The sequence below is a fragment of the Pseudoxanthomonas composti genome, assembly GCF_004122095.1.
Lineage (GTDB): Bacteria > Pseudomonadota > Gammaproteobacteria > Xanthomonadales > Xanthomonadaceae > Pseudoxanthomonas_A > Pseudoxanthomonas_A composti.
Genome location: NZ_SAWZ01000001.1, coordinates 125,162 through 139,089 on the forward strand (window position 1 = coordinate 125,162; position 13,928 = coordinate 139,089).

Annotated in this window: 11 protein-coding genes; 7 read left to right on the plus strand and 4 right to left on the minus strand. The window is 68.2% G+C overall.

Features of this window, described 5'->3' with window-relative positions; all coding sequences use genetic code 11:
- The first annotated feature begins 106 nt into the window (after window positions 1-106).
- The 3 genes from EPA99_RS00475 to nth are packed head-to-tail and all read left to right on the plus strand — an operon-like array spanning window position 107 to window position 1,922.
- Window positions 107-889 (plus strand): enoyl-CoA hydratase/isomerase family protein, encoded by a 783-nt coding sequence (locus EPA99_RS00475; RefSeq protein ID WP_129469235.1) that lies wholly within the window; start codon window positions 107-109, stop codon window positions 887-889.
- Window positions 890-897: 8 nt separating this feature from the next.
- A complete protein-coding gene (locus EPA99_RS00480) occupies window positions 898-1,266 on the plus strand; it encodes a hypothetical protein (RefSeq protein ID WP_129469236.1) in 369 nt (122 codons plus the stop codon).
- Window positions 1,263-1,922 (plus strand): endonuclease III, encoded by a 660-nt coding sequence (gene nth, locus EPA99_RS00485; RefSeq protein ID WP_129469237.1) that lies wholly within the window; start codon window positions 1,263-1,265, stop codon window positions 1,920-1,922. Before EPA99_RS00480 ends, nth begins: the two co-directional genes overlap by 4 nt.
- A 483-nt stretch (window positions 1,923-2,405) precedes the next feature.
- On the opposite strand, the gene EPA99_RS00490 is transcribed toward nth, so the two are convergent.
- The 4 genes from EPA99_RS00490 to EPA99_RS00505 all read right to left on the minus strand — a co-directional run bounded on the left by EPA99_RS00490 (window position 2,406) and on the right by EPA99_RS00505 (window position 6,126).
- A complete protein-coding gene (locus EPA99_RS00490; protein WP_129469238.1) occupies window positions 2,406-3,950 on the minus strand; it encodes a SulP family inorganic anion transporter in 1,545 nt (514 codons plus the stop codon).
- Between the two features lie 10 nt (window positions 3,951-3,960).
- Window positions 3,961-4,644, minus strand: a complete 684-nt coding sequence (locus EPA99_RS00495; RefSeq protein WP_129469239.1) for a carbonic anhydrase — start codon at window positions 4,642-4,644, stop codon at window positions 3,961-3,963.
- Between the two features lie 135 nt (window positions 4,645-4,779).
- Window positions 4,780-5,160: a hypothetical protein gene (locus tag EPA99_RS00500; protein WP_129469240.1), complete on the minus strand. Its 381-nt coding sequence runs from the start codon at window positions 5,158-5,160 to the stop codon at window positions 4,780-4,782.
- A 117-nt stretch (window positions 5,161-5,277) separates the two neighbouring features.
- The gene (locus tag EPA99_RS00505) at window positions 5,278-6,126 is read right to left on the minus strand and encodes a 2OG-Fe(II) oxygenase (RefSeq protein ID WP_129469241.1); all 849 of its coding nucleotides are present in this window, start codon (window positions 6,124-6,126) and stop codon (window positions 5,278-5,280) included.
- Between the two features lie 190 nt (window positions 6,127-6,316).
- Between EPA99_RS00505 and EPA99_RS00510 the strand changes: the two genes are divergently transcribed.
- The 4 genes from EPA99_RS00510 to gspD all read left to right on the plus strand — a co-directional run bounded on the left by EPA99_RS00510 (window position 6,317) and on the right by gspD (window position 13,928).
- Window positions 6,317-7,798, plus strand: coding sequence for a hypothetical protein (locus tag EPA99_RS00510; RefSeq protein WP_129469242.1), 1,482 nt, complete (start codon window positions 6,317-6,319; stop codon window positions 7,796-7,798).
- Window positions 7,799-7,885: 87 nt separating this feature from the next.
- A complete protein-coding gene (locus tag EPA99_RS00515) occupies window positions 7,886-10,516 on the plus strand; it encodes a TonB-dependent receptor domain-containing protein (protein WP_129469243.1) in 2,631 nt (876 codons plus the stop codon).
- A gap of 554 nt (window positions 10,517-11,070) precedes the next feature.
- Window positions 11,071-11,865, plus strand: a complete 795-nt coding sequence (locus tag EPA99_RS00520) for a type II secretion system protein N (protein ID WP_241688207.1) — start codon at window positions 11,071-11,073, stop codon at window positions 11,863-11,865.
- A complete protein-coding gene (gene gspD, locus EPA99_RS00525; protein WP_129469245.1) occupies window positions 11,862-13,928 on the plus strand; it encodes a type II secretion system secretin GspD in 2,067 nt (688 codons plus the stop codon). The genes EPA99_RS00520 and gspD overlap by 4 nt, the downstream gene beginning before the upstream one ends.

A 13,928-nucleotide genomic window follows, 5' to 3' on the forward strand; every position in this document is an offset into this window, starting at 1 on the left:
GCATAGCGCTCCGCTGACTTAACGGCCAGTGAGGCGACGGCGTTGGGACAGCCCATCCGTCGAGAAGTTCCACTTTACTTTTTCTTTACTTTCCGAAGGTCCTGCCATGACCGACAGCGTCGTGCTCACCCACCTGCAGGATGCGGTGCTGCGCATCACCGTCAATCGCCCGGACAAGCTTAATGCGCTCAACGCGCAGACCTTGCAGGCCCTGCACGCCGCGTTTAATGACGCCGCCGACAACGCCGAGGTCCGCGTCATCGTCCTGACCGGTGCCGGCCTGAAGGCCTTCGTGGCCGGCGCGGATATCGCCGAGATGTCCAAGCTGACGCCGGTGCAGGCACGGGAGTTCTCGTTGCGCGGCCAGCGCCTGATGCGCGCCATCGAGACGCATCCCAAGCCGGTGATCGCCATGATCAACGGCTTCGCGCTCGGCGGCGGGATGGAACTGGCGCTGGCCTGCCATCTTCGCCTCGCCTCGGACACCGCCAAGCTGGGGCAGCCGGAGATCAACCTCGGCCTGATTCCCGGCTTCGGCGGCACCCAGCGCCTGTTGCGGCTGAGCGGGCGCGCTGCGGCGCTGGAGCTGTGCCTGCTGGGTACGCCCATCGACGCGCAACGCGCGTTCCAGTTGGGCCTGGTCAATCGCGTGGTGCCGGCCGATCAGTTGGAATCGCAGACGCTGGCCCTGGCGCAGCAATTGGCGGCGGCCGCGCCGCTGGCCCTGCGCGGCATCCTCGATGCGATCGTCCACGGCGGCGAATGCGCGATGGACCAGGGCCTGCAGCTGGAGACGGCGCAGTTCGGCCTGGTGTTCTCTACCGAGGACATGCGCGAGGGCACCCAGGCATTCCTGGACAAGCGCAAGCCCCAGTTCAAGGGCCAGTGACCGCGGCCATGCAGCAATCGCGACACGACTGCGCGCAGGCCGAACACCTGTTTGCCCTGCTGGAGCGCGACGCGCTGGATGCGGCCATCGACGCCGGGCTGATGCAGTTCGTCGGCGCGCACTGCACGCAGTGCCCAGCCGGATGGCTGGCGCGCATCGCCGCCGCGCAGCGGCAGCTGCAAACCGCCTGGGACGCACGGCAGCGCTATCGCGCCCGCCAGGCCCGCCTGCAGCAGCGCGCCGAGGCCCGTGCCCGCGCGCGCCTGCAGCGCACCGACCCGGCACGGTCGACCAGTCCCAACCCCCCTGCCCTGCCGCCGGCCGTGGCCGCCGTGCTGGCGCGCGCCAAGGCCAGGGCCGCCGGACGCGCCACGTGAGCAAGACCCAACGCAGTCGCCTGACCCGGGCGCAGATCGAAGACCTGTTCTCGCGCCTGGCCGAGCTCAACCCACACCCGAAGACGGAACTGGAGTACCAGACGCCGTTCGAGCTGTTGATCGCGGTGATCCTGTCGGCGCAGGCCACCGATGTCGGCGTCAACAAGGCCACGCGCCGGCTTTACCCGGTCGCCAACACCCCCAAGGCCATCCTGGAGCTGGGCGAAGCGGGCCTGAAGTCCTACATCAGCACCATCGGCCTGTTCAACGCCAAGGCCAAGAACGTGATCGCCACCTGCCGCATCCTGGTGGAACAGTACGGCGGAGACGTGCCGCGCGACCGGGTGGCGCTGGAAGCCCTGCCCGGCGTCGGCAGGAAGACCGCCAACGTGGTGCTCAACACCGCTTTCGGCGAACCCACCATGGCGGTGGACACGCACATCTTCCGGGTCGCCAACCGCACCGGCCTGGCGCCTGGCAAGGATGTGCGCGCGGTGGAGGACCTGCTGGTCAAGGCCGTGCCCGCCCATTACCTGCAGGATGCCCATCACTGGCTGATCCTGCATGGGCGCTATGTGTGCAAGGCGCGCAAGCCGGACTGCCCGCAGTGCGTGATCCGCGACATCTGCCGCTTCAAGGACAAGACTGTCTGCTGAGCGGGTGCGTGTTTGCGAAATGTGACTCGCCTTCGGCATGACCGCCTTGGTTCCCTGACTTCGCCAAACAGCCTGGACCTGAGCCGGGCATGGCTCCTCGGCTCGGTCAGCCCTCCATGGCTGACTTGCCGCCGCGGGCCATCCTGGCCCGCTTTCCGCCATACCCGGCTCAGGACCAGGCCCGCAACCTGATGGGTCTGGAGTTCTTCTGTCCGAAGCCTAAAACATCACGCGTGCAGCAGCGGCCCGGCGGCCGGTCGCTGCGGCAAGCGAGGCAGGACTCCGAGCGCATTGAGGCAGGGCAAGATGCCCTGACCGAGGGACGAGCGGCTACCGGCTTGCGGACCGCTGCCCTCCGAACGTTAGAAAGCGACGCGCACGCTGCTGCTCTTCGTTTGCGACGAGCAAAAAAAAACCGGAAAGCGATCCATCGCTTTCCGGCACTACCAACTGGCTCAAGTCGAATGCGGAGTTACGGGTGCGTCAGGCAGGTTGATGCTGGGCCGGCCCTTCCACGCGCCGGCCGAGTTCCTTCCAGTCCACGATCATCTCGCTGCCGCGCGCGCCGGCGTTGCGGTGGAAATCGCGCAAGAGCTCGATGTAGGCGTGATCGACATGCTGCAGGCGTTCCACGTCCAGGTGCAGCTTGGTGCCCGGCGGCAGGCGCTCCAGCGTGCGCGCCATTTCCGGCACACGCAGGAAGGTAGCCGAGCCCTCCAGCGACATGGTGACCTTGCCGTCGTTGTCGCCGTCCTTGACGCCGATCTTCAGCTTGGAGGACTGCAGCGACAGGCGGAACAGCGACAGCGCAAAGCCGATGATCACACCGGTCAGCAGGTCGGTGGCGACGATGGCGAAGGTGGTCGCCAGGTACACGAACGCAGTGCCCTTGCCGTAGGCCGCCAGGTCCTTGACCTGCCCCAGCTTGATCATCTTCACGCCAGTGAAGACCAGGATGCCGGCCAGGCAGGCCACCGGGGTCATGCGCATCAGCCACGGCAGCAGCATGGCGAACACCAGCAGCCAGCCGCCGTGCATGATGGTGGACATGCGGGTGGCGGCGTTGGCCTGCACGTTGGCCGCGCTACGCACGATCACGCCGGTCATTGGCAGGGCGCCGAGGAAGCCGCAGATCATGTTGCCCACGCCCTGCGCGGTCAGCTCGCGGTCGAAACGGGTGCGCGGACCATCGTGCATGCGATCCACCGCCGCGGCCGACAGCAGCGTTTCGGCGCTGGCGATGAAGGCGAAGGTGATCGCCGCCAGCAGCAGGGTCGCATCGAATACGCCCAGGATCTCGCCGACGCTGGGGATGGACACGGCCGAGAACAGGTTGGCCGGCACGTCGACCCGGTTCACCGGCAGGTTCTGCAGCTGCACCACCGCAGTGATGATCACCACCGCCAGCAGCGCGCCGGGCACGAACTTCAGCTTGGCCGGGCGGAGTTTTTCCCAGCCCAGCATGATCGCGATGGTGCCAAGGCCGACCATCAGCGCGGTGCTGCCGGCGCCGCCGGTGACGGCCTCCCACAGCACCGCCGGCAGCGCGGCGAAGTTTTCAAGGCCTCGTGCCTTGGGCGCCGCATCCATGAGCACGTGCGACTGCGAGGCCACGATCAGGATGCCGATGCCCGACAGCATGCCGGCCACCACGGCCGGCGAGGTCATGCGGAACCAGACACCGACCCGGCACAGGCCGGCGATGAGCTGGATCAGACCGGCCATCAGGATGACTGGCCCCAGGGCGGCGGCGCCATGCTCGCGGACGAGCTCGAACACCAGCACGGCCAGGCCCGCTGCAGGTCCACTGACCTGCAGCGGCGAACCGGCGATGAAGCCGACCACCAGACCGCCTACGATGCCGGTGATGAGACCGGCTGCCGGGGGCATGCCCGACGCGATCGCGATGCCCATGCACAGCGGCAGCGCGACAAGGAACACCACGACCGAGGCCAGCAGGTCGCGCCCGAAGAAGCCCTGGGCGAAGTAGCCGCTGGTGGCGGTGGAGGAAGCGGTGGAGGTCGACATGGGGGGCTCCTTAAGCCGCGGCCTTCTCGCCCTTCACCAGCGACAGACGCGCCGGCGGAGTGGCTTCAGGCGTGCGGCCGTTGTCGGACAGCAGGGGCGCGAACTTGCCGGTCGCAGCATCGAAGGCGCGGATTTCGCCATGGCCGATGTCGTAGATCCAGCCGTGGATGCGCAGGCTACCCGTGGCAAGACGGGCAGCGACCACCGGCTGCGTGCGCAGGTGGTCCAGCTGCGAGACCACGTTCTCTTCGGTCAGGCAAGCCAGCTCGCCGTGCGGGTGCTCGTGGGCGTGCTCGGCGGCGACATGGCGCGCGGTCTCGGCGTGACCCAGCCACTTGGCCACGGTCGGCACGGCGCTGAGCGAGGACGGGTTGAGTACGGCCTTCATCGCGCCGCAATCGGAGTGGCCGCAGATGACGATGTTCTTTACGCCAAGCACCGCCACGGCGTACTCGATGGCCGCCACCACGCCGCCCTGCTGGGAGAACGGCGGCACGATGTTGCCGATGTTGCGATAGACGAACAGCTCGCCCGGCTGGGCCGAGAAGATCAGCTCCGGCATCACACGCGAGTCGGCGCAGGTGATGAACAGCGTGTGCGGGCTCTGGCCGGACGACAGCTCCTGAAAGCGGGCTTCGTGCTCGGGATAGACGTTGTTACGGAAGTGATCGTAACCCTCGACAAGACGTTCCATGGATGGACCTCAGGTAGGTAGTAAAAGAAAATTGGCAATGGACGGCCGCGCTGACCCGTGCGGGACAGTGGGCAAGAAGCGATGAATGCGCGTGCGAGGGGCGAAGCGATCGGCTTCGCCGCGTGACGCGGGAGGTCAGGCGATGGGAGGCCTGTGGCCAGGTGTCGGCGTCAGCGACGCGCGTTGCGGCTCACGCCGGCTGTCGTACGCGTGCAGCGCCAGGCCGGTGTGCAGTGCGCCCATGTACCAGAGCGTGGCATGGTCGTCGAAGCCGGCGAAATCGTAAGGCGTCGGCGGATCCTGGGGGTCTTCGAGATCGCCTTCCGGATCGGTTTCCTTCTCGGCCAGCATCGCCAGGACCCAGCGCGCGTCGTCCGCGGCGCCGTCATTGGCGCCGATCTGCACGCCCGCACGCGCGCTCAGCGGCATGATCCCCAGGAGAAAGAGGATCGCCACAGAGAACAGCCACTTGCTGGCGAGGGAGACGGGCATGCCAGGAAATTGCCAGAGGCCCATGCCGATAACAAGCGCGCTGGGGCGTTTATGTCGGCAATGTAATGCTGTGTTCGGGTTCCGTTCGGATAACCGCCGCGCGCGGCCAATTCACCTGCGCGGCGGCGGCGCGCTGGCTAATCAATAAGTCGACTGCCGCAGCCACTTGGTGGCGATCCACTTCTCGCCCGCGACCACGGGCGAGCCTGCGTGCAGCGAGCGTGTCACCGGGTGCGGGCGGTCGTAGCTGAAGAACACCGCATTGCCTTTGACCGCGGCCACTTCCATGTGCGCATCGGGGAACGCGGTGGAGCCGCCGCGCTCGGGGGTGTTGAGGTACATGACCAGCGAGGCCACCCGCTGCCCGCCGCGCTGGACCACGACTTCCGTCCCTGGCGCCTCGGGGTCGAAATAATCGTAGTGCGGCCGGTACTCGGCGCCCACGCCATAGCGCAGCACCTGCAGGCCCTCGCCGCGGTCGACCGGCCAGTCCAGCAGCCGTGCGATGCGCGCCTCGATGGCGGCGCACAGGGCGTTCTCGCCACGGGTGAAGAACATGCTGTCGCTGGTGCGCGCGGCGTGGACGGAGTTGGCCCCGGTGGCGGGGTCGACCGTGGTCGAGCGCGCCAGGCGCTTGCCGGCCAGCTCGCACAGGCCATCGCATTCGGCATCGCTCAGCAGGCCGCCGAACAGGGTCACGCGTGGCAGCAGCAGGTTCATCAGCACCTGTACCTGGTGGCCGTCCACGGCGATCGCCGACACGTCGTTGAAGCCGACCGGCGATGGCACCGGGTGCGCAGGCGGCAGGCCCTGCTCGGCGGCGCGGCGCTCGACGTGCTCACGCACCACCGTTTCGATCGCATCGATCGCGGCCTGCTCGTCCCAGCCCTGGGCCTGCATGGCCTCCAGGACTTCCTGCGGCGCACGGCCGGCGCTGGCTTGTTCGATCAGCCATTGGGTCAACTCGGGGGTCAGGTCGGGTCGGCTCATCGTTGGATTGTGACGGTTTGCGGGCAGGGAGACGACAGGATGCCGGCGCCGTGTGACAGCCAGCGCCATCTGTCGCGAAGGCGTCATACAGCGCCCCTATAAAGCCGCAGGGGATTTTTAGCTCTCGTTCACTCCGAGCGGGCAGCCCTCGTCCAGCCATCGAACCGGAACCACCCTGGAGACCTTGAGCATGTCCGTTCGCAACAACACCAAGACCCTGCTGATGACGTTCGGCGCCGCCCTGGCGCTGTCGGCCTGCGGCGGTGGCGCAGACCGCGTCGCCTCGCCGGGCGAAGGCGCGTTCCCGCCGGCGCCGACCCCCACCCCGACGCCCACGCCGACCCCGACCCCCACGCCGAGCCCGTCGCCGGGCACCCCGGCGGCCGACTGCCCGACCGGCACGGCCAACGTGGGCACCGTGGCCAATGGCACCCTGCGTGCGTGCCAGCTGCCCAGCCTGGTGACCGGCAACCTGGTGCTGCCCAAGCGCAGCGGCACGGTCTACTCCATCAGCGGCCGCGTCAACGTCGGCACCGATGCCGGCGGCAACATCAACGCACCGGTCAGCGGTTCCCAGCAGGGCATCCTGACCATCGAGCCGGGCGTGACCGTCTACGCCTCCTCGGGCAACGACTACCTGGTGGTCAACCGTGGTTCGCAGCTGTACGCCAACGGCACGGCGACCAGCCCGATCATCTTCACCGCCCGCCAGGACGTGGAAGGCACCATCGCCGACAAGACCAATGCCATGGGCCTGTGGGGCGGCATCGTGATGCTGGGCCGCGCGCCGATCAACAACTGCCAGGGCACCGCGGTCTCCGGCACGCCGGAATGCCAGGCGCTGGTGGAAGGCACCGAGGGCTTCTACGGCGGCAACGCGCCGGCCGACAACAGCGGCTCGCTGACCTATGCGCAGGTGAAGTACTCCGGCTTCACCATCTCGCCCAACAACGAACTGCAGGCCATCACCTTCGGCGGCGTCGGCAACGGCACCCGCATCGAGTACGTGCAGACGCACAACAGCTCCGATGACGGCATCGAGTGGTTCGGCGGCACGGTCAATGCCAAGCACATGGTCATCACCGGCGCGGACGACGACTCCTTCGACACCGACGCGGGCTGGAGCGGCGGCATCCAGTACGGCATCGTGATCCAGCGCGCCGGTGGCGGCGACCGCACCAACGAGTGGAGCGCGCTGAACCGCACCCCGGCATCGATGCCGAAGGTGGCCAACATCACCTACGTGGGCAACGCCCTGCGTGGCGCGATGATCTTCCTCAACCAGGGCACCAACGCCTCGTTCTACAACAGCGTGTTCACCCGCCCGGCCGGCGGCACCGGCGATGGCCTGGTGTGCTTCAACATGGATACGGCCAACGCCGCGACCACCGCCACGTTCCACTCGGTCTTCTTCGCCTGCCCGACCGCGTTCGGCAACACCACGGCGCAGAACCTGTTCAACGCCGGCACCAACAACCTCTCCAACGGCACCTCGACGCTGACCAACGTCTTCATCAACGGTGCCAACGAAGCCGCGCGCCCGGCCTACGGCAACCTGAAGGCCACGTACTCGTTCTTCGACCAGGTCGACTACATCGGCGGCGTGCGCAACGCCAACGACACCTGGTGGCAGGGCTGGACCTGCGGCCTGCAGGCCGATCGCCCCTGCTGATGCGGCACCCGGCGCCGGGGCGGATCCTTCGCCCCGGCGTTGTCGTGTCCTACCACCCACAGCTTCAGCGGACTCTGGTCACCCCCCATGCGCAACGCTTCCCACGCTCCCACGCTCCACACCGGCCTGTTCCTGGCCATCTCCGCCCTGCTTGCGCCCAGCGCAGCACTGGCACAGAACACCGCTGATGCCGGCCCGGCCGTCGATCAGCCCACCCAGCTCGACCAGATCACCGTGCGCGGTGAATTCATCCCGGCCCCGATGGCGCAGACCTCGGAAGTGGCCTCCTTCATCACGCGCGAGGATATCCAGCGCACCGGCGACAGCGACGCGGCCGCGGCGCTGACCCGGGTCACCGGCCTGAGCCTGATGCGCGGCAAGTACGTGTACGTGCGCGGCCTGGGCGAGCGCTATTCCTCCGCCTTGTTCAATGGCTCGCCGCTGCCCAGCCCGGAGCCGATGCAGCGCGTGGTGCCGCTGGACCTGTTCCCCAGCGAGGTGCTGCAGCAGGTCACGGTGCAGAAGACCTACTCGGCAGATTATCCCGGCGAGTTCGGCGGCGGCGTGATCGACCTGAAGTCGCTGGACATCCCGGACGAGCCCTTCCTCAACCTCACCCTCGGCGGTGGCGGCAACAGCAAGACCACCGGCGAGAAGGGCCTGACCTACTACGGCTCGGAAGACGACAAGTGGGGCATGGACGATGGCACCCGCAAGATCCCGGTCGCGCTCAAGGACGCCATGGCCACCGGCCAGCGCGTGGACCTGGGCAACTTCTCGCGGGAAGACATCCGCCGCATCGGACGCAGCATGAACGATGCGAACCTGTACCTGCTGCAGGAAAACGACAGCATCAACCCGGACTTCAAGGCCGGCGCCAGCGCGGGCTATGGCATGGACATCGGCCAGGCGCGCCTGGGCGTGGTGGCCGTGGCCAAGTTCGACAACCAGTGGCGCACGCGCTTTGGCGAGCAGCAGGATGCGATCTTCACTGGCGACACGGTGTCCTACAACTCCGATTACGACTTCCTGGCCACCCGCAACCAGGTGCGCAGCAACGGCATGCTGGGCCTGGGCTGGGAATACGGCAACCACAAGATCGGCTGGACCACGCTGTACGTGCAGGACACGCTCAAGGAAACCCGCAGCCGCAGCGGCCGCGACGAGCTGGCCGGCATGGACGTGCGCGACGATTTCACCGAGTGGTACGAGCGCCAGCTGGTGGACAACCAGCTGCGCGGCTCGCACAGCTTCGGCGAGTACCAGGACCTGAAGATCGACTGGCGTGGCTCGGTGGCGCGCGCCAGCCGCGACGTGCCCTACCAGACCGGCATTCGCTACGAGAACGTCGAGGGCTACTGGGCCCATGACGCCTCGCGCGTGCAGAACTACACGCGCTTCAGCGGCGTGGAAGACCAGATCGCCAGCGGTGGCGTGGATGTCACCTGGCGCCTGCCGATCGACCGCGAGCTGACGCTGAAGGCCGGCCTGGCCTATTCGGACAACGACCGCAGCGCCTGGAGCCGCGAGTTCCGCCTGCTGGCGCTGGATAGCCCGCTGCCGTTCTACAACCAGTTCCAGCGCGTGGACTACCTGTTCTCGGACTACAACCTCAGCAACGACCTGCTGCGCCTGCGCGAGACCACCGGTGCATTCGGCGCGGCCGCCTACGACGCCACGCTCAAGACCAAGGCGGCCTACGTCCAGGCCGAAGGGGAGATCGTGCCGGCCCTGCGCGCCACCCTGGGCCTGCGTTACGAGGACGCCACCCAGGCCGTGCACCCGTATGACATTTTCACGGGCGCGCGCGAGCCCTCGCCCGCGCCGCTGCGCAACGACTACCTGCTGCCGGCGCTGACCGTCACCTGGAACTTCGACGACAACCGCCAGATCCGCTTCGGCGCGTCCAAGACCATCGCCCGCCCGCAGTTCCGCGAAATGGCGCCGCAGCAGTACCAGGACCCGGATATCGACCGCCAGTTCTTCGGCAACCCGTTCCTGGTGGACAGCGAGCTGGTGAACTTCGACACGCGCTTGGAATGGTTCTTCGGCGAAGGCGAGTACTTCGCCGCCGGCGCCTTCTACAAGCAGATCGATCGGCCGATCGAGGCGCTGGTGAACGATGCGCCGGGCGGCGGCATCATCCAGACCTACATCAATGCGCCGGAGGCCACGCTCTACGGCGCGGAGATCGAGGCCAAGAAATACTTCGACCTGCCGGTCCAGGCCAGATGGTGGGGCGACAACCGCCTGTTCGTGTCGGGCAACTACACCTACACCAGCTCCGAGGTCAGCGCCTCGGCGGGCGACACCGTGCACCCGTACGGCTTTGCCGACCCGGTGGATGCCACGCTGTTCGTGCGCGACGGCAGCCGCCTGCAGGGCCAGTCCGACCACATCGCCAACCTGCAGTTCGGCATCGAGAGCCAGGCCACCAAGTCCCAGGCCACGCTGGTGGCCAACTTCGTGGGCGACCGCATCTCGGCCCGCGGCCGCCCCGGCCAGCCGGACTACATCGACCACCCGGGCACCACGCTGGACCTGGTGATCAACAAGGGCTTCAACATCTCCGGCACCGAGATGCAGTGGTCCTTCTCCGCGCGCAACCTGCTGGACACCAAGTACCAGGAGTTCCAGGAGCGCGGTGGCCAGAAGGCCTATCTGTACCGCTACGAGCCGGGCGTCACCTACGACATGAGCCTCACCGCGCGCTTCTGATCCGCGCGGCGGCAGGCGCTTGCGGCACGCCCAGTCCGGTCCTTCGGGGCCGGACTTTTTTTGGGTCTTCCGATTGCCCAAGACAGCGCCGTAGGGTGGATGGCGCTTTTCCATCCACCATCGCCGCGGAAGGGACGTCGGGGGCATGTCGCCGTCGCAGGCTCGGGCGCCGCGGACCTCTTGGTGGACAAGCTTCGCGTTGTCCACCCTACGTGGGGTGGATGGCGCTTTTCCATCCACCATCGCCGCGGAAGGGGCAACACGCGCATGTCGGCGTCTCACGTTCGGCCGCGGCGGGCGTCTTGGTGGACACGCTTCGCGTTGTCCACCCTACGTGGGGTGGATGGCGCTTTCCCATCCACCATCGCCGCGGGAGGGGCAACGCGGGCCATGTCGGCGTCCCACGTTTGGTCGCTGCGGGCGTCTTGGTGGACAAGCTTCGCGTTGTCCACCCTACGTGGGAACATTGTGACAACTGGCCGCAGGTGTCTCTGTACGGTCACATTTCTGTCGCATCCTGCCCGCGTCCACCGGATCCATCACGCGGAGTCGACGTGCCCAGCCTTTCACGCCTGCCGCTGCCGACCTGGCCGAGCAAGGAGCGCCTGCGTGTCGTGGCCGAGGTGGCGTTGCTGCTGGCGTTGGCGCTGCAGGCGGCGCGCCTGCTGTGGCTGGCGCTGGCGCCGATCGGCCCGATCGGCGTGCCCGCTGCGGCGGGGTCCGCGCAACACGCGCAGCGTCTTCGCGGGGAGCTGCTGTTCGCTGAGGCGACGATTCCGGCCGCGAGCCTGGAGGGCTACACCCTGCACGGCGTGCGCACCGGCGTGGGCGGCGGCAGCGCCATCATCGCCGGGCCGGACAAGCTGCAGCGTGCGTATCGTCGTGGCGATGCGCTCGCCCCGGGGCTGCGGCTGGAGCGGATCCAGGCCGATCACGTCATGATCAGCAGCGGCGCAAGCCAACGGCGCCTGGACCTCGACACCACTGCATCGGCCAACACCGCCGCACCAGCCGCGCTCGCATCCACACCGCAGCTGGCTGCCAACGTCCCCGCCGCAGCACCGACCAACGCCGATGTCTCGCCGGCTCAGCTGTTGGACCAGGCCGGGCTGCGTGCCAACACGCGCGACGGCAAGGTCGATGGCTACACCCTCATGCCGCGCGGCGACGACGCCCTGCTGCGCCAGGCCGGACTGCAGCCCGGCGATGTGCTCACCAGCGTCAACGGCCTGGCCCTGGATGCCGAGCATCTGCAGGAAGTCCAGGCGCAGCTGCGCGACGGCGGGCAAGCCCGCATCACCTATCAACGCGACGGCCAGAGCCGCGTCCTCACCCTGAAGGCCCCATGATCGCGAACCGCTTCAAGGGCGTGCTGCTCGCCGGCGCGCTGCTGTCCGCTGCCCCGCTGCCCGTGCCGGCGCAGCAGCAGAACGCCATGCGCCTGCAGAACGCCGACATCAAGGCCTTCATCGAGGACGTGGCGCGTTCCACCGGCACCACCTTCATCGTCGACCCGCGCGTGCAGGGCACGGTCAACATCAGCCGCGACCAGTCCATGGACGAGGCCGACCTGCTGGGCACGCTGCTGGCCGTGCTGCGCGCCAACGGATTGATGGCCGTGCCGGCCGGGCCGGCGACCTACCGGGTGATCCCCGACGACACCGGCGCGCAGCAGCCCGGCGCGGCAGGCGGGGCACAGGGCTTTGCCACGCAGATCCTGCCGATGCAGCGGGTGGATGCGCGCGTGGCGGCCGAGACGCTCAAGCCGCTGGTCGGCCGCGGCGGGGTCATCACTGCCACCGCGCAGGGCAACAGCCTGCTGATCGCCGACTACGCCGACAACATCCGCCGCATCCGCGGGCTGGTGGCGCAGATCGACCAGGATCGCGCCAGCATCGACACGGTCACCCTGCGCAACACCTCCGCGCGCGAGCTGGCCAACACGCTCAACGGCATCTACGCCAACGGCGGGCAGCGCAACGCGCTGCTGTCGATCCTGCCGGTGGAGAGCAGCAACTCGCTGGTGATCCGTGGCGATGGCAGCCAGGTACAACAGGTGGCGAAGATGGCCCGCGACCTGGACCAGCGCGCCGAGCGCCGCGGCGATGTCAGCGTGGTGCGCCTGCAGCACGCCAGTGCCGAACAACTGCTGCCGGTGCTGCAGCGCCTGGTGGGGCAGTCCGGCGATGCTGGCCAGGCCGGGGACAACGCACAGGCTGGCGGCAGCGCCGTGGCAAGCGCGGGCGGCAGCGGCGATGTCGCCCGCGATGCCCAGGTCATCACCCCCGCTGGCGGCAAGCGCCCGACCATCGTGCGCTACCCCGGCTCCAACGCGCTGGTCATCAGCGCCGACCCGGACACCCAGCGCGTGCTGATGGATGTGATCCGCCAGCTGGACGTGCATCGCGAGCAGGTGCTGGTGGAGGCCATCGTGGTGGAGATCTCCGACAGCGCCGCCAAGCGCCTGGGCGTGCAGCTGATCGCCGCCGGGCGCAACGGCAACGCGCCGCTGCTGGCCACCCAGTACGCCGGCGCGCCGGTGGGCATCAATGCGCTGGCCGGCGCGGTGGCGGGCAGCCGCGGCAACAACCGCAACGACGACGATGAGGAAGGCGACTCGGCGCTGGAGCTGGCCCGCAATGCCGCCGCGCAGTCGCTGCTGGGGTTGAGCGGCAGCCTGATCGGCCTGGGCGGCCAGACCGACGACCACGTCTTCGGCATGATCATCGACGCGGTCAAGAGCGACACCGGCTCCAACCTGCTCTCCACCCCGTCGATCATGACCCTGGACAACGAGGAGGCCAGCATCCTGGTCGGCCAGGAAGTGCCGATCACCACCGGCGAGGTGCTGGGCAACGCCAACGACAACCCCTTCCGCACCATCCAGCGCAAGGACGTGGGCATCCAGCTGCAGGTCACCCCACAGATCAACAGCGCCGGCGGCATCACCTTGAAGATCAAGCAGGAGGTCTCGGCCATCGCCGGCCCGGTCAGCAGCGGCTCGAGCGAGCTGATCCTCAACAAGCGCGAGATCGAGACCCGCGTGGTGGCCGCCAACGGCGCCATCGTCGCGCTGGGCGGCCTGCTGGACCAGAACGAGCGCGGCACGGTGGAGAAGGTGCCGCTGCTGGGCGACATCCCCGGCCTGGGGGTGCTGTTCCGGCACAAGTCGCGCGAGCGCGAGAAGACCAACCTGATGGTGTTCCTGCGTCCGACCATCATCGGCAACGAGGTCGATGCCCAGCGCATGACCGCCGCGCGCTACGACAGCATCCGCAGCCAGCAGCTGCGCGATGGCAGCGGCGAAGCCGCACTGGATGCGTTGGTGCGCGACTACCTGCGCACCAACCCGCCGGTGGCGCCGCCCGTCGGTGCGACGGCGCCCGCCACCACGCAACCGCGGACGCCCTGA